We start from the raw sequence: 17,660 nt of genomic DNA, 5'->3' as shown, positions 1-17,660 counted from the left end.
CTCCCTCCTACTAGTCTCCAAACCAATGTTTCCCTATCTTTACCCTTACTTTACGACTCCATATCCATTTACTCGTTGCGGTTGCAGGATTCCAATAATAGAGGGCACCATAGGTAGGATCCCATCCATTCATGGCATCCCTAGCTGCCTTTGAACAGCTTTCTACAGGTGCCATATTTATCTGTCCATCTGAAACTGCGGTAAAAGCCCCGGGTTGATATATTACCCCTGCTATTGTATTTGGGAATGTGGGACTCTTAACCCTATTCAATATTACTGCCCCAACTGCAACCTGTCCCTTATAAGGCTCCCCTCTGGCTTCTCCAGTAATCGCCTTCGCCATTAAACTTACATCTTCATTTCTAGACACCCCTTTATTACCGGATGTATATTTACTACCTCCACCACTACCACTAGGCTTATTGTCACCGATTTTCAGCCCCAAGGCCTTTGCCGTTTGGGCTCCCACAACACCATCTACTGATAAACCATTTTTTCTTTGAAACTCCTTAACGGCTGTAAATGTTCCTCCTCCATAAACTGCATCCACAGGGCCATCATAATATCCCCATTTTTTAAGGGTTTGTTGAAGAAGCTTAACTTCATTTCCCCTCGATCCCCAGTAAAGAGTTTCCTGTGCCAAGGCTCTGCTAAAGTAAATATCCATAGCAAAGATTGAAATACTAAATACAGCTATCAAAATTCCGCACACTACGGCGGTGATCTTTTTCAAGATTTTGCCTCCTCCCATTTTTTAGATTCAGGTTTATTTTTTGTATTAGCAAATGGGTTTATTCATTTAGTTGCAAGTTGCAAGGTATATGTTCCAAGTTGCAGGTAAAAAATCACCAAAAAGGGTCAGGCTTTTATAAAATTATAAAAGTCTGACCCTAGATTTTCTAGATTTGAAGTTGTAACTTAGCCCTTAGAACTTGTATTCAGTCTACTTATTTCTTATTCCATACAATTTTACTTAACTTCCATTTTGATTTTTCTAATATCTCTACCACCTTAAATTTTAGCTTTATAGGTAGTTCTCCTTCTTGTGAAGCCGCAGCACTTATCATATTATACTCATCTTCTGACAATACTGTTTTTAATTCATTCTTTGTTTTATCATCGGTTAAACCATTTTTCACATCAATAAAGCATAGGGGTGGGAATAGAACACACCACCAGTTTTTCCCTTGTCCATCTCCAATAACCACCCTTAAAGCTTGATAATTTCCAGCTGGCAAGGTTATATTACCATAGTTTTTTGTTGGAAAATCATGTTCCTCCAATGCTATCTTCACAGGATAATCAAAACCATTTTTCTTTATCTCTTCCATTGCTATTTCTTCAATATAATCTAAGTTATCTGTTAAAATTTCCTTGGCTTCATTTATATCCCTGGTATCAAATTTGCTACTCATTTCCTTTAAAACCTTATCCCTCACCTTTAGCTTAAGGGCTTGATCGAAGGACGCATCACTATTTGCTATGACATGAAATCTTATTAGGTTTTCTTTAAAGCTTTCCCTATTTTTGTATACATCAATGGTATAAATAGATATAACAGAAGCTATAAGTGCAAAAACTATGGTTCCAACAATATAGATTTTTTTATTCTTCATAATAATTCCCCCGTTTGCTATAATATTATTTTCATTAAAAGTATTAGCAAAAAGGGGAATTTTTATACTGGATAATGTGAAAAGTATCTTTCTAGGCATATGAAAAAATAAACTAGTCAGGTTACGAAGTAATTTTGATTATTTTCTAGGCACTGGGTCACGCGCATACTCACTGTATGTAAGTGACCCAGTAACGACGAAAAGAATCAAAAGAACGAGTAAGATGACTAGTTTATTTTTTGAATATGCCTTAGCCTAAATTATCCTTCTATCCCAACTCTTCTAATATTCATTTTGTAATCTACATTAACCTTTACCTTTGGATAGACTTCTTCCCAATTATTCTTAATTTTTTCCCATGTATCCGGTTCAAATTTTCTTAAATTTTCTCCCACTTTGAAAATATCTGCCTCAAAGTCCCTTTGAACCTTCTTAAACAGGTCTTCCAGCTCCTTTGAGAGTAGTTCATTAAGTTTCTTATTTACCTTATTTATATATTTATCATCAAAGGGCTCATTAGGGGTATCAAAGTAATGCTGAATAATATCTCCCTCGGCTGTAATTTTAAAATCTACATTTATTTTTCCATCCTTATCCTCGTAGGCTTTCATTTTTGACTTTAGAGAAGTTTGATTCACTGCTATGAACTTGTCATCTACTTTAAATGTATAATCAGCACTTTTAATATCTCCTTTTAGAACCAACGCATCCCTAGTTTCTAGTTCTCCCAACATCCCTATCATTTTATTGTCCTTCAGTATAGCGGCACCACTCACCTTCAAACCATCCTTGGATTTTATAATACGGGGTGCTAAGGCGGCATTGCTTTCCATAAGATCAATAACTATAGTTCCAAGATCACTTCTAGACATTCTAGTGGGTTTTATTTCCTTATCCATTAATTCCTCAATATACAGTCCTACATCCATATTCTTTCCCGTATCGGTATTAAGTACATCCTTTGCCTTATCCGGGGTTATAAAGAAATATAGCTTTCTATTTAAGAAAACACTTCTTTGAAAGGTATCGAACATCTCTCTAAAAAGCTTCTCATCCTTTGCCACTTCTTCGCTAAATATTACAGTCTTTAAATGGTATACATAGAAATTCTTATTATCCCTTAGGGCTACCTGCTGCCTACCATCGGCCCAGCTTACGCAGGTAGTAGTATATATAAAAAAGGGATCTCCTTCTCCTTTTCCCGCTATAACCGATACATTTGGATAGGTAACTGTTCTGACGTATCTTTCTATGGACTGCTCTTGGGTTTCTTTTTCTAATTTTTCTTCCTTTTCCCTATCTCTTCCCTCATACATATCATAACCTATGGCAGTAATAAAAGCTCTCTCATCTATTTCAACCTTATCCCAACAACCACTTAATAAAAGAATAGGAATAGCCCCTATAAATAAATATAGCTTTATCCTAGGCATTTTTCTTCCTCCCCTTTTTAGGCTTCCTTCTGAAAAAGCTGACCAAAAATAAGAAAACAGGTATGATAAAACCTACTATCATTCCAAAGTTATTTGCATACTGGTCTAAATAATCACCTACTTGAACAATGTTTTCAGGTATTAACGACAGCATGTATATTAAAGGCAGTAAGAACAAAGCCAAATAATTGTGTTCCCTAGATTTAACTATTCTGCTAAGAAGAAATGTTGCTCCATAATAGGCTACACATACAGTCATAAATACGGATAGAAGCCATGTAGACATTATCACGACCTCTACATTCTCAAGTAAAGTACCTGGTAAATCGACACTCTTGAAAAGCGTCACTACGGGCCAAATAAGACTTTTATTTTCTGCAATGCCAAATCTTGCGATGGTTACTGCAGTAAAGATAAAGTATACTATGGAAATGAAGCCTATGGTAGATACGGCTGTTTTCTTTAAATTCTTTGTATCCTTTACAAAAAAACCTAGATACAAAATAAATTCAAAACCTAAAAAACTAAAAAACACCTGTGGTATAGCATTCATTAGATCTGGCAGTGGTGTTCTCAGTATAGGTAAAAAATATGTGAAATCTAAATCACGTATAGATACGAGCATTACGATTATAGCGGGAAATATGGATAATGGAAGTACTATCACCGAGAGTCTAGCTATTGATTCAATCCCGCTTCTAACTAAATAGGCTACCGAAACTAAAAAGGTTATGATTATCACTTCGATAGGTGTATTTAATAATAGAAAATTCTTAGTTATTTCAGCAAATGCCCTAACTTCTAATGCTGTGATTAGGAACATATACATAAAATATATAAACCCAATTATCAGACCCATGGGTTTGAAGAGAATGGAATCACTAATCTCAATCATAGTTTTTCGAGGAAACTTCATCACTAGTTTTTCCATCAATAGTGCTATAATCAAAAATGCTATGCTCCCTATAAGTAATACGATAAGGCTATCTGGTCCAGCCTTTGTGGCAAGAGCCCTAGGTAATGACAAAATTCCTATTCCTATTATACTAGTTACTAAAATAGAATATAGTTGATTGCTCATAATGGCATCATTATTTCTATCCACTATCATCTTCACCCTTCTTTAAATAATCTCTACTAAAGTGATTTACAAGCTTATCTTTATCGTTTTTGGCTATGTATTCAGGTCTACGCTTCATTTTGTGTAAAGGTGCCCTTATAAAGGTATCCTTTAAATCCTTTATAGACATGTTATATACAAATGGAGACAAGTATGGTACCCCAAAACTCTTTAAATTACATAGATGGATAAGTGTGATTAAAATTCCGAGCATCACTCCATAAAGTCCCAAAAAGCCTGCTGCCACCATATATGTAAATCTTAATAGTCTAAATGAAATACCAAAGCTGTAATTAGGAATAGAGTAAGCGGCAATGGCAGTTATTGCAACGACTATAACCATCAAAGAACTAACTATCCCTGCATCAACGGCGGCTTGACCAAGGACTAAGCCCCCCACTATACCTATGGTAGATCCTATGGGCCCAGGTAGTCTTATTCCCGCCTCCCTGAGCAGCTCCAGGGCGGCTTCCATGATAAAGGCTTCTATCACGGCTGGAAAGGGTACTCCATCCCGATTTCCTGCTATATAAAGGGCCAGCTCCGTTGGAATCATACCCGGATGGTAAGAGAGCATGGCAATGTATAATGCAGGCAGTGAAATCGATACAACCATGGCCAGATATCTAAGTATTCTTATGGCACTTGAAATTAGGAATCTTTCATTATAATCCTCCGAAGCTTGAAGCAAGGTGTTAAATGTAGTAGGTACTATTAATGAGAAAGGGGTATTATCGATGATAATGGCAACTTTTCCTTCATAAAGGCTGGCTGCCACCTTTTCTGGCCTTTCAGTCCCTTGAATCTGGGGGAATGGAGACCTCCAATTATCCTCTATGAGCTGTTCTATATACCCACTTTCCATAATGCTGTCTATTTCAATTGCTTTTAACCTATAGACCACGGTTTGTAATATATCTTGGTTAACCAATCCATCTATAAATAGTACTGCAACATCGGTTTTTGATCTCTCCCCAATCTGCATCTGCTTTATCTTAAATTTTGGGTCCCGGATTCTCCTTCTAACTAATGCAGTATTAACCCTCAAAGTCTCTGTAAAGCCTTCACGAGAACCTCTTATCACCACATCGGATTGTGGCTCAGATATTCCCCTCATAGGCCATCCCTTTGAAGCGATAACTATAGCCTTATCCCATTTATCAATTAAAAGAACTGTTTCCCCCGTCAATATATTATCTACAACATGATTTAGATTATCTACTTCCTTTAAATCCGATACCGATAGTACGCCATCCTTTATAAGGTCATAGACCTTTTCCCTTATAGTATTTACTTCTGGCTCGGTTATTCTTGCAAGCATCATAAGATTTTTTAAAACATATTCATTTACTATAACCTTATCTGCAAGTCCTTCTGCATATACAGTGGCAAATTTTAGCCTCTGATTTTTTCCAACGTTAAATTCTCTATATACTACGTCATCGCAATTATTTAACATCCCTTTTATGGCTTTTAGATTTTCTTCCAAACTCTTGGTTATATTTATTTTGTTTTGAATATCTTCCTTAGGCTTGAAGAGCTTTTCATAAAAATCCATATAATACCTCCAAACATAGCCTATGGGCTATACTTTTTTAAAGAACATATTTCATTACCACAAAAAAAGTGACTCCCCCAATCAAATATACGTATCCAATAAACCTACAGGCTTTTGCTTCTTTTTTTAACTTCTTCTTCCTTAGGGCCTTAGAATCTATAAAAATAGAAAAAATTGAAACTCCTATTATCATCAATAGAAGATACATAGTAGCCAAGCTTTTAATTTTTTCAGGTTCTATTGACATTAAGTCACTTCCTTTACGAAAATTTCCTTTACTTAGAGTTTGCAAAATTGTATTAGGATATACATGGATATTCTAAGTTCTAAGTGAAAAGTTCTAGGACTCAAGATCATTCTTTTAAACAAAAAAATAAAGAAAGGCCTAAGCCTTTCCCAGATTGTTGACAAAGTCAACCAGATGGCAGGCTGCTTAACAAACTGAAGTTCGAGGCGTGCTGAAAGCGAGAGACCGAAGCGTATATAGACATACGTAAGGGTTCTTGCTTGAAGCAACAACGAAGAAATTCGGGTTTGTTAAGCAGCCTGAGAAAGGCCTAAGCCTTTCCCCCTAATTATAAAAACTTTAAACTTATAACCCAAAAGCATACTGTCCTTTGGATTATTTTTTTGTTATCTTATATATCACTTTTCATTTTTCTTTTTCCACTTTATTATTGATTCCTCTATCATCTCAACGTGGGTTTGAGCATACTCCTGGGCTTTTTTTGAATCCCTGTCGGCAATCGCTTTAACTATGGCCCTATGATATTTAATCAAATCTTGATGTTCGCTGTATTCATTAAAATAAATCACTCTAAACCTTTGAAATTGCTCTTGTAATCCCTGAACTATCTGCATAAGTTTATTATTCCTAGACCCTTTAATTATGGTATCATGGAATTTATTATCCAGTTTAATCATTTCCTGTTTTTCCATAGTTTCTATTTCATCTTCAAACTTTTGTAATATAACCTTTAACTCTTCTATTTCTTCGTCAGTCATTCTCTCAGCAGCTAAGTTTGTAGCTAATCCCTCAAGAAACATCCTAACCTCCAATACATCTAAGATATCCTTAATTGATACATCGGCTACATAGGCACCCTTTCTAGGGAGCATTTCCACAAAGCCCTCTAACTCAAGCTTTCTTATGGCTTCCCTAATAGGTGTTCGACTAACCCCAAGTTGCTGTGCAAGCTGTAATTCCATAAGTCTTTCTCCAGGTTCTAATTCTCCACTTAAAATAGAATTCCTTAGGTATTCAAATACAATTTCTCTTAAGGGTTTATAATTACTAATCTCTAATTTATTAGATTTTGATTCCGTCATTTTACTGCCTCCCGTTATAAGACCTAACTAAAAAAGTTTGATTATATAAAAGTCTCAATTTTTCATATGCTGATTTTGCCTTATTATAATCTTTAAAAATTCCATATACACTTGGTCCACTGCCACTCATCAAACTACCTAGTGCCCCATATTCAAGCATTTTTTCTTTGATTATTTTTACTATAGGATGCTTTTTAAATATCCCTACTTCAAAAACATTGTTTAGATTATTAGCTATATTGTACAAATTATCTATTTCAAGGGACTTTAATAGCAGATCTGTATTCGGCCTATCTTCGATATGATCTAAATTTAAATTTGAATATGCTTCTGCAGTAGATACACATATATTGGGTTTTGATAAAACTATCCAACCGCTTCTTAGCCCTTTAATAGGACTAAGCTTTTCTCCTATACCTTCCGCAAGGGCTCCATCACCTAATATGCAAAATGGAACATCTGCACCAATTGGAGTTCCTATCTCCATCATTTCTTCTATAGAAAGGTTTAGATCAAACAAACTATTTATTCCCTTTATAACACTAGCTGCATCACTACTTCCTCCGGCTAAACCTGCTGCGATAGGAATATTCTTTTTAATATCTATATGGATTCCACTATTTATATTGTATTTTTCGAACATGGAATCGGCTGCTTTATAAGCAATATTCGATATATCAGTAGGTAAAAAACCACAATCGGTGGTTAATGTAATGCCTTTTTCAATTTTTCTCATAAATATTTCATCATACAAAGTTATTTGCTGCATCACCATTTTAACATTATGATAGCCATCTTCTCTTTTATTTAATACATCTAGTGACAAATTTATCTTTGCCGGTGCCTTTAAATTAATGTCATACATACCATGCACCTCTTTTCCAATGAAGACCAGTTATAAAGGCTTGTGTATTTAGAAATACAATATACTGAATACAATTTTTCTTGCACACTTACTATTATAAACAAAAAATCCGTAGTCGACTACGGATTTTTTATAATTTATGTTTTTTATGATATATTTTAACCAAAAACTTTCATTTTTTATTATCTGAGGAAATTGAATAATTATGTTCTATGAAAGTCATCTACTATATATGACTTTAAAATCTCCGAGGCCATACCAGATGTATTATGCAACTTATCCAAGTAAGAGCTATAAAATTTCCTAATCTAAAACTTATATTCATAGTTTTTCTGAATTATTATTTTATTTCCTGCCTTAACTTCCTCGGAATCTGTGATCTCATTGGTCTGTAAAATTTCATTTACAGTTGTATTGTATCTTTTAGCTATATCCCATAGATTATCCCCTTCTTGAACAAAATAAATTGTTATACTGGCTTTGTTGTCATCATCATCTACTTCTCCTAAATCTTCAATATTAATCAATACATTCATTTCATATTCTTTATTTACTTCGCTATGGGCATTCAAGCTAAATTTGGCTTCAATTTGTTTTGAGTTTATGGCAGTAAAATCAACGTCTTGTATATCTAGCTTCACATCGGCTTCCATATCTTCATTCATACCCTCGACCTCTACATAGTGTCTAAATGGAACCTCTTGATTAAATGATTGTACCTGCATTTCCTCCGTATCAGCCATATATAAAACATTTGTATCTATAAATCCCTCTATGATATTTTTATTTTCTATCATCCTATAATCCGTTACTACTGGTCTTGCCTTTACTGTAAATACTTTAAATATACTTGGATAGTCATTTGGTGTGTCTATGGTCTCCTTTATAACAGCATGGGAAGAATTACTTCCAATATTTTTCATAAACTTGAAGTCATTTGTTTGTATATTCAACTTTCTTGTTGGAGAATAAGCATCCAGTAAGACTTCCTTTTCAACCTTTTTGTAAACCTTAACATTTGCCTTTAAAACAACCTCCACATCATAAACCTTGTTTTCTTCATTTATATTTTTCTTTACATCTGTATAAACTTCATCTATATTTACATCCACCCTACAATCCATATCATTTTCAGCCTTTGGAACCTCAACAAAATGGGTAAATGGTATCTCATGCTTTAGCTCATGTACTGGGTTCCTTGGTTCATCCGTAGCATAAAGCATATTTACATTAACATTTCCACCTATTATTACCTTATTATCCGTTACCTTTTTCTCATTAATTACAGCATTGCCATTTACCTGTAGTACCTCTGTAATCTCTGCATCGTCTTCTCCCAATTCAAAGTTCTCCCTTAAAACAGTTTGGGATGAATTGTTTCCAATTGAATTATCATATGTCACGGTATCCTTTAATGCTTGAATATCTTCTACACCCTCAACTTCCTTTACAATGTCAACTTCTTCAGTTTTAAATACCTTACCAGTTAAATTTAAAACCGTTTGTGCTGATATCTTCCTTTCATTCATTATACCGAAATCCATATGTTCTATATTGTAATTAACCTCAGGCTCCATCATCCCATCTATATTGTCCATTTCAATATTTTGAGTAAATCCATTGGATGCCTTCATACTGTATAGAAGCTTATCTTGATCATCTGAAGTATATAGTATTTTATAACTCACTGTACCTTGAACTACGATTTTGCCCTGCATTATTTCCCTATCGCTTATATTTACGTTACCCTCTGCTGATAAAATATTATGGATATCTGGCTTAGAATCAGGAACAACTATATCACTTTCCACAAGTGCTTGAACATTTTCAGAACCAACCATTCTATCTAATTTAAGCATTTCCTTAATTAACCCTACGGACATTTAATCCCATCCCCCTTACAATTTACTATAGAATTCCTACTATATTAATATTTTATGGACACAAAAATATGACAAAAAAGTTCTTAAGACATATGAGAAAAATAACCACGTCAAGTTACGGAATAATTCAAGGGACGAGTAAGATGGCTTATTCATTTTTGAATGTCCCTAATTTCAAAGTTTTAAGGTTTTTGCTTGCAGTTATTTATTAAAGATAAGTAGAACTTGGTCATGTATATCATATATATGCTAATTAAAGAAAAAAAAGAAGTAGATAAATCTAATTATCTACTTCTTTTAATATATATTTACAGGTTTTCTCTAAAAAGGGGCATGCTCATGCACCTTGGGCCTCCACGACCTCGTGATAGTTCCGAGGATGGCATAATGTGCAATTTTACGCCCTGCTCCTCTAAAAGTCTATTTGTAACATGATTTCTAGAATACACTATCACCTCTCCAGGTGAAATTGCGAGGGTATTTGATCCGTCATTCCACTGTTCCCTAGCTGCGTCTATTCTATTGCCATTTCCACAGCGAATCAGCTTTACATCATCAAGCTCAAGATATTTCTTAAGAATATCCCTTAGCTCCATGGTTTCCTCCTCTATTATCAAGTTCTTAGGATTTTTTCCTCTCCTCAATGAATAAACTGTAAGGGGAGCTTCTATGCCAGGATGAATAGTGAATTTATCATAATCCACCATGGTAAATACTGTATCCAGATGCATAAATGCTCTCTTTTTAGGTATATCAAAGGCTAGAACCACCTCAAAGCTTTCATCCTTCTCAAATATCCTTCTAGCCAATTTTTCCACAGATGCCGCCTCCGTTCTTTCAGATACCCCAACGGCAATAACCCCATCACTAAGTATAAGCTGATCTCCCCCTTCCATGGAGGTATGTTCTTCCCTGTTATACCAAAGGGGAATGGTAGCATTTTTAAAGTCGTCATGATAATTAAATATATATTTAGCAAACAATGTTTCCCTATTTCTAGTGATAGTTTTCATATGATTTAAAGAAATTCCACTACCTATGGTGGCAAAGGGGTCCCTTGTGAAATAAAGATTTGGCATTGGATCTATTATAAAGGGATAATTTGATCCTATGATATCAGATAAGGAGGATTTTGTCTTTGAATCTATCTCTTCCTTTCTAATTCCGCCCATCATTTTTTCTACCATATCTTTATTATTGGAAAAGCTTAAAAGATATTGTTTTACCAGCTCTCTCTTTCTTATTGCTCCTATATTTGCTTCTTCAATAAATTCATCAATAAAGCTGTTCTTAATGTCATCGTCATTAAGTGATTCTGCGGCTAAATCCTCAAGATAAACTACTTCTACTCCATTACTCCTAAATATATCCGCAAAGACATCATGCTCTTTTCTAGCAACCTCCAAGTAAGGTATATCATCGAATAAAAGCCTATCCATTAGATCCGGTGTTAGGTTTTCTATCTCCTTTCCCGGTCTATGAAGGAGTACTTTCTTCAATTTGCCAATTTCAGACCTAACATTTAGCAAAGCTCTTGTTTCGGTCATATTCGCCCCCCTAGCAGAATTCATGGTATTTTTTTACTTTTTATGCATTGGTATTTTTCTTCTTTTAAGTATACATACTATATTTCACCTTTTCAAGCCTGCTATTTTTCAAAGCTTTTAGCTTTTTTCAATATTTTAGTAGAAAGTTGAATATTCATCCAATGTATATTTTTCTAATTTATGGAATTGTTTTTCTCTCCTTTTATTGTTCTTTGTAGGGAAAGCCATTTATTGAATAGTCAGATTTTTCGACGTTTTCTGCATAAAAATTTATTCCCTCGAATAATAAATTTTTTGGAAATTTTTTATTTATGACTTTTATATATCGAGCAAATTGCATAATTACTTTCTACAGAAATCATCTACTATATATAGTTTTAAAAGCCACAAAGCTATACCATCAAATATGCTTATATATTAAGTAATTAAATTAAGGATGATACTCTCATATTAGGTTTAGGCAAGTCAAAGTTATGCAATTTCCTCTATCCTAAACTTTCTCAAAAAAAATAAAATGCCTGTAAAATCACAGACATTTCTTTTTATGAAGCTTGAATTTTCGAATCATTACTACAAAGTGTTATCTCAACGGTTTCTGTCAATATATCGGAATAGCTATAGGATACTTTTCTTTCTGAATTAAGTCCTCTATCAATTCTAACTACGAAAATATTGGCATATACCTCTTCTAAGACCCCTTCTTTTACGAACACTCTTTTTCGACCTTTATTTGTTTTAAGTATGACTTTTTGACCTATATAATTTTCAACGTTTTTCTTTAGTTTAGCTAAGGTTTCCTTAGTGGCCAAAAAAACATCTCCTTCCTTTCACTGTATACAGTATAATATTAACATATTATCAAGCACATGTCAAATTTTTAGCACAATATTATACCGCTTTTATTTTTACTTGTCAATATATTATTAGCATAAATACAAAAAAACATGAGTATCTTTAAATTAGTAAAGATATCCATGTTTTAAAAATCGATTTTAATCAATTTTTTAATTCTAAGTTATAAGTTCTAAGATTGGAGTCATTTCTCTAATGGACATTCAATATTAATATATATAGATCTAAAAGAATGCCCTAAGAACTTTGAATTTTTATTATCATACTTGGTATCTATAGTACTCGGTTATTCCATCTGCTATAGCTGTAGCAATCCTTTTTATATAATCATTATTAAAAAACTTTTTCTCTTCCTCTAGGTTAGTTAAATACTCTACTTCTATGTGTATTGCACTTGTTGTTACTGTTTTTAATAAGTAAAAATCAGATATTTTGACTCCCCTATTAACCCCTCCAAGCTCTTGGGACATTTTGTTTATTATAAAGTTCGACATGACCTCTCCTTCTTTATCTCCCCTATAGTGATATATCTCTATACCGGAGATAGTGGAATTTGTGAAGGAATTCATATGAATGCTAATGAAAAAATTCGGTCTGATTTCATTTGCTATTTTGGCTCTACGACTCAAGGATACATATACATCCTCTTCCCTAGTCAATACAACCTTAGCTCCTAAATCCTCTAATTCCTTCTTTAGCTCCCCTGCTATGGAAAGAGTTATGTCCTTTTCCATTAGATTCTGCTGACCAATTACTCCAACATTCTCTTTTCCACCATGTCCTGCATCGATTACGATAACTTTATTGTTTATCGGTCTATCCTTATCGGGTTTTTCATAGGTCTTTATATTTATTCCAGTATAATAATATTTCAAGATTTCCTCTACTTTTTTACCTTGTTTTGCCATTTCATTAGCTCCATACTGACATAGTCCAAGTCCATGGCCTTTTCCCCTAGTTTCAAACCTTATAACCGTAGGCTTCCAGCCAAATCTTGTGGAATCAAGACCTAACCACTCACAGAACTCCGTTCCCTTTAATACTTTGTCTCCTACCTTTATTTTCTTGACTCTACCATCATCATCCCTTTCAATACCCTCGATGATTCCTTGAATATTGGAGCCTTCCAAGGGCGATGATCTGTTAAATTTTACATCGAATTTTTCTTCTATTTCATCGGTGGTCAATTCTTTAAAGTTGCTCCAACAGGGTGAATTCTTGCAGTAATCACATAGCACCTTTCTTAAATAAACAATATTGCAATCATCTACATCCTCTGAATTTTCTGTTGAGCCACCACATACAGCATGAAATTTAGGGTCTATTACTTTGTTTTTAAAGGTCATTATTAAATGCTTTGTTTCTTCCCTTGCTTTTAAAAGTTTTTCCCAATTTCCTTGGAAATTTTCTCCCCATTTTTTCCTTAGGTCTTTCTTAGATATCCAACCACCGCAATGGCCATCTAGGCAAAAGTCGGCTTCCTTGTGTTTACTACAGCCCTTGCCTCCAAAAACCTTTGATTTTCTAATAAGGGCTGTTCTCACTATTATAGTTTGAGACTTAATAGCCTCGAATTCAAAATCTATATTAATCTGAGCTGCCACCAATTCAGGTATTAGCTCATCCATTGATCTATTTATTAAAGCATCAGCTTTTTCATCGTATACCTTTATCGATATAAAATTTTCACCGTTGTTCAAAGTTTAAACCTCCTTCAAGTTTTTACCTCCATTCCTTAGTAATACTATATCCCCATTTATTGATAGGGAGATTTTGGCAATCCTTTTCTATATTTACCCCTGGTTTGAAATCCTCCTATTCCTTTGACTCCTGTTATGGTGTTTTCCAGTATTTCTTCTATGGATACAAATCTGTCAACACTTGTATAAGCAATTTTTTGGCTTATAAAAACAGGGTCTAAGCAGTGGATTAGTATGGAGTGGTGAGTGTAGGATAAATACGTCTAAGGACGCATTTGCAGATATAAGTTTTAAGTGATAAGTTCTAAGGCTTTGGTCATTCTTTTGAGTTTAAAGCAATTCAAAAATTAAATTTTTATTTAAAAAATCGGATTTAAGTAAACATATTTTCCTAGGGATTGGTAAGCATAGATACTATAGAAATCTCAATAAATCTTTTGTATTTATAAACGTCTTCCATGTAGCCTGTTATTTTTTTATAATTTCAGCATTATATTCTTTCTACATTCTTCGACATTAGAAAATTTTATAACTTGACATTAGCTATGAACGGTATATAATCTTCTTGAAATACTAATTGGAAAAGGGGAATGGTAATTGGCAAAAATAATTAATAACAAGTTAAAGCTGTATGGTTTTAATAACCTAACTAAAACCTTGAGCTTTAATATCTATGATATTTGTTACACAAAAACCGAAGAAGACAGAAAGAGATATATAGAATATATCGATGAACAATATAATTCTGAAAGATTAACAAATATTCTAACACAAGTTACGGAAACAATCGGAGCAAGTGTTTTAAATGTAGCAAAGCAGGATTATGATCCCCAGGGTGCAAGTGTAACTTTATTGATTTCCGAAGAGGAAGTACCATTATACGTGCTTGACCCATCTTGTAATAGGGGAATCATAACTCCAACTCGGCAAAATATTGTAGGCCATTTAGATAAAAGCCATGTTACAGTCCATACGTATCCTGAAAGTCATCCTCAAAATGAAATAAGTACCTTCAGGGTCGACATAGATGTCTCTACCTGTGGAACTATCTCTCCTTTAAACGCCTTAAACTATCTCATAGGCAGCTTCGATTCAGATATAATCACAATAGATTATAGGGTCAGGGGCTTTACTAGGGATGTTGAGGGGGAAAAACATTTTATAGATCATAAGATTAATTCAATACAAAACTTTATTTCCAAGGAAACAGTAGATAAGTATAATTTAATAGATATGAATATATATCAATCCAATATTTTCCATACAAAAATGAAATTAAAGGAAATTATTCTTGATAATTATCTCTTTGAACTAGATGAAGAGAACCTGTCCCATGAACAAAAAGAAAGTATTTGGGAAAGGTTAAACAAAGAAATGACAGAAATATTCTATGGAATGACTATTGAGTAATGAATATGACTAAGGGGAGTGTCTCAAATGAAAATCCATTGGGGTAGCTCCCCTTTATTTTGAAATTTATATTGTTCCCTTGGCAAGCTGTATCCTTAATTTACCCGATCTTAATTTCCCAAACTCTAGATAAGCAAACCATCCTGCTAATGATGTATTTAAAAATGTTGGATTCAATAGCTTTTCATTTAAAAAGGCTGTGTCTAATACAAAGACCCTATTAAATAAATCCCTACCTTCCTCCAGGCTCATATCCTTCTTCTTTATAAATTCATTGCAATAGGGTATTTTATAGTTTACTACTTCCTCTGGTAATCCTACGGAATACCTTTTTTTAAAATATTCCCTGGCATCTTTATTTTGCTCAAGTACAGCTTCATAGTTTTTTTCATAGTCTGATTTTGATAGATGCCCGAATATCCTGCATGGCAGCGGTCTAACTGGGTATATTCCACATTTTCCCTTTTGTAAAAATGGACAGGGGCTATTTCTGTAGAGCCTGGTAAAGTAATATTTCAGAATATCCCCTTTATATGCCTTATACAGGTTATTTTTTTTCAAATAATCATATATATTTAAAAACTCTATATAATTAGCATTTACATCCTCCATGCAACAACTATTACAATGTTCACATTTCCCCGATGAAATTGTTTCATAAACAGAATTTAAATTTTCAAATAAATTGTTTGCCTTGGCAAATCTCACTGAACTTAATATTTTTCTTCTGTATAGCCTCATATTGACCTCCGTTTTTTATAGTTCTAAGTTACAGGTTCTAGGATTTAGGTCAAATCCTTAATAGTCTTCAACCTATAACCCTTTTATCCAAAAAAATTATAAAACACTTGGATTCTATTATCATTATAAACAATTATTTTTTTGATAAGCTTGCTTATGACTATATTATCTAATTCTATATATTGGTACAATTGATTATAGCTGTTTATGTTCCTTTGTCCACTGCCCAACAGTTCTAATTCTACCCTTTTTTTCTTGTTTTGTAAAAGCTCTAGCTGGCTATTCAACGATGTTTTTTTTATGTTATATTCTTCCTTTGATATCAATCCCTCTAGGCATATATCTAAAAGCCTGATTTTCCTTTTAAATAAATTTTTTATGGCTTTCTCAATAAGCCTTATATCATCGCTGTTTTGGTTTTTTTCTATTTCCTTCTTAATATCTTTGTTAAATCTAACTAAATCTATATCCCTATAAATAAGCTCCATCAAATGTTTTTCAATTGCTTCTTTTACTTCTCCTTCATTAACATGGCAGCCTTTGCAGTAGCTTTTACCCATTTTATTTAATCTGCCACATATATATGAGTTTCTATTTTTTTTATAGTGAAGCTTACTACCACATTCTCCACAATATAATACATTGGTGAATAGGTGCTTCGTACATGGTGTTCTTTTTTGGGCTTTTTCCTTTAAGGTCCTTTGGACTAAATGAAAGGTATTTTTATCTATTATAGCCTGGTGGGTATTATCAACTCTTATATATTCATCTTCTAGATTTTCTTCCCTTATTCCCCCCAGTAGATCCTTTGTCTTACTCTTATTTTGTACCATATTACCTATATAAATTTCATTTGTAAGTATGTTTTTTATGGTGCTTTGATGCCATACATTGTTACTATTAGCTTTACCCGCTGACATACTAGGGGTTGGATATGCTTGATGGTTCAGATACTTAGCTATTTTATATAGTCCCGATCCATGAATATACATACTAAATATCTTTTTTACTACCTCTGTCGTTATGTCCTCTGCTGACACCAATGTATCCTTCCCCTCTTTTTTGTAACCATAGGGAGCATTGCTTCCATTATAAAATCCTTTACTGGCACGTTGTTTTTTGCCAAACCTTATACGCTCACTGATCTTTTCCGATTCTTTTTGAGCCATGGATAGTAGTAGGGTGAACATAAATTCATCGTATTCAAAGGAATCAAAGGCATCCTCTATGGTAATGAATCTTATATTTCTTTCCTTTAATTCTCTTATATATTTTAGTCCCTCTAAAGTATTTCTAGCGAATCTAGATATGCTTTTAGTAAGTAATATATTAAAAAGTCCTTTTTCACTATCCTCTATCAATTTCCGCAGTCCATCTCTTTTTTCTACCCACATGCCACTTTCAATATCCTCATAAATCCTGTAAAGCTCCCAGCCCCTTTCTCCTATGTATCTTTCAAAAAAATTCTTCTGATGTGCTATACTACTCTTTTGAGTCCACATTTCCGTGGAAACCCTTACATATACAGCACATCTCAAAACAATATCACCTCATTTCACTAATTATCTTGATAATGACCAATTCCAGCAAAGCTTCCTCAAAGCTC

The 17,660-nt window shown here is 33.7% G+C and carries 15 protein-coding genes and 1 pseudogene; 1 reads left to right on the top strand and 15 read right to left on the bottom strand.

Features of this window, described 5'->3' with window-relative positions; all coding sequences use genetic code 11:
• Window positions 1–10: 10 nt before the first annotated feature.
• The 13 genes and pseudogenes from sleB to N4A68_17960 form a co-directional block, all read right to left on the bottom strand.
• A complete protein-coding gene (gene sleB, locus N4A68_18020) occupies window positions 11–736 on the bottom strand; it encodes a spore cortex-lytic enzyme (protein ID MCT4566193.1) in 726 nt (241 codons plus the stop codon).
• Between the two features lie 211 nt (window positions 737–947).
• Window positions 948–1,616, bottom strand: a complete 669-nt coding sequence (gene spoIIR, locus N4A68_18015) for a stage II sporulation protein R (protein MCT4566192.1) — start codon at window positions 1,614–1,616, stop codon at window positions 948–950.
• Window positions 1,617–1,876: 260 nt separating this feature from the next.
• The gene (locus N4A68_18010; protein ID MCT4566191.1) at window positions 1,877–3,049 is read right to left on the bottom strand and encodes a Ger(x)C family spore germination protein; all 1,173 of its coding nucleotides are present in this window, start codon (window positions 3,047–3,049) and stop codon (window positions 1,877–1,879) included.
• A complete protein-coding gene (locus N4A68_18005) occupies window positions 3,042–4,154 on the bottom strand; it encodes a spore germination protein (GenBank protein ID MCT4566190.1) in 1,113 nt (370 codons plus the stop codon). The genes N4A68_18010 and N4A68_18005 overlap by 8 nt, the downstream gene beginning before the upstream one ends.
• Complete coding sequence (locus tag N4A68_18000) at window positions 4,147–5,727, bottom strand: spore germination protein (GenBank protein MCT4566189.1); 1,581 nt, start codon at window positions 5,725–5,727, stop codon at window positions 4,147–4,149. The genes N4A68_18005 and N4A68_18000 overlap by 8 nt, the downstream gene beginning before the upstream one ends.
• A 37-nt stretch (window positions 5,728–5,764) precedes the next feature.
• Window positions 5,765–5,974, bottom strand: a complete 210-nt coding sequence (locus N4A68_17995) for a hypothetical protein (GenBank protein MCT4566188.1) — start codon at window positions 5,972–5,974, stop codon at window positions 5,765–5,767.
• A gap of 398 nt (window positions 5,975–6,372) precedes the next feature.
• A complete protein-coding gene (locus N4A68_17990; protein ID MCT4566187.1) occupies window positions 6,373–7,056 on the bottom strand; it encodes a GntR family transcriptional regulator in 684 nt (227 codons plus the stop codon).
• A 1-nt stretch (window position 7,057) separates the two neighbouring features.
• On the bottom strand, window positions 7,058–7,921 hold the full coding sequence (ispE, locus tag N4A68_17985; protein MCT4566186.1) for a 4-(cytidine 5'-diphospho)-2-C-methyl-D-erythritol kinase: 864 nt from the start codon (window positions 7,919–7,921) through the stop codon (window positions 7,058–7,060).
• Window positions 7,922–8,229: 308 nt separating this feature from the next.
• On the bottom strand, window positions 8,230–9,804 hold the full coding sequence (locus tag N4A68_17980) for a DUF3794 domain-containing protein (GenBank protein ID MCT4566185.1): 1,575 nt from the start codon (window positions 9,802–9,804) through the stop codon (window positions 8,230–8,232).
• Between the two features lie 308 nt (window positions 9,805–10,112).
• Window positions 10,113–11,351 carry an arginine deiminase gene (gene arcA, locus N4A68_17975; GenBank protein ID MCT4566184.1) on the bottom strand — a complete coding sequence of 413 codons (1,239 nt, stop codon included), beginning with the start codon at window positions 11,349–11,351 and terminating at the stop codon, window positions 10,113–10,115.
• A gap of 542 nt (window positions 11,352–11,893) precedes the next feature.
• Window positions 11,894–12,160: a Veg family protein gene (locus N4A68_17970; protein ID MCT4566183.1), complete on the bottom strand. Its 267-nt coding sequence runs from the start codon at window positions 12,158–12,160 to the stop codon at window positions 11,894–11,896.
• A 303-nt stretch (window positions 12,161–12,463) separates the two neighbouring features.
• Entirely contained in the window at window positions 12,464–13,903 is a 1,440-nt protein-coding gene (gene spoIID / locus N4A68_17965; protein MCT4566182.1) for a stage II sporulation protein D, read from the bottom strand.
• A 56-nt stretch (window positions 13,904–13,959) separates the two neighbouring features.
• Window positions 13,960–14,139: pseudogene (locus tag N4A68_17960) on the bottom strand (sporulation peptidase YabG).
• Between the two features lie 361 nt (window positions 14,140–14,500).
• Here N4A68_17960 and speD point away from each other — a divergent pair.
• Window positions 14,501–15,313 (top strand): adenosylmethionine decarboxylase, encoded by an 813-nt coding sequence (gene speD, locus N4A68_17955; GenBank protein ID MCT4566181.1) that lies wholly within the window; start codon window positions 14,501–14,503, stop codon window positions 15,311–15,313.
• Window positions 15,314–15,379: 66 nt separating this feature from the next.
• Here speD and N4A68_17950 read toward each other — a convergent pair whose 3' ends face one another.
• Both N4A68_17950 and N4A68_17945 read right to left on the bottom strand, forming a co-directional pair.
• Window positions 15,380–16,054 (bottom strand): YkgJ family cysteine cluster protein, encoded by a 675-nt coding sequence (locus tag N4A68_17950; protein MCT4566180.1) that lies wholly within the window; start codon window positions 16,052–16,054, stop codon window positions 15,380–15,382.
• 83 nt (window positions 16,055–16,137) lie between these two features.
• Window positions 16,138–17,592 (bottom strand): recombinase family protein, encoded by a 1,455-nt coding sequence (locus tag N4A68_17945; protein ID MCT4566179.1) that lies wholly within the window; start codon window positions 17,590–17,592, stop codon window positions 16,138–16,140.
• Window positions 17,593–17,660: the final 68 nt, after the last annotated feature.

It is taken from the genome of Maledivibacter sp. (assembly GCA_025210375.1).
Taxonomy (GTDB): domain Bacteria; phylum Bacillota; class Clostridia; order Peptostreptococcales; family Caminicellaceae; genus JAOASB01.
This window is presented reverse-complemented; position numbering and strand designations above follow the sequence as displayed.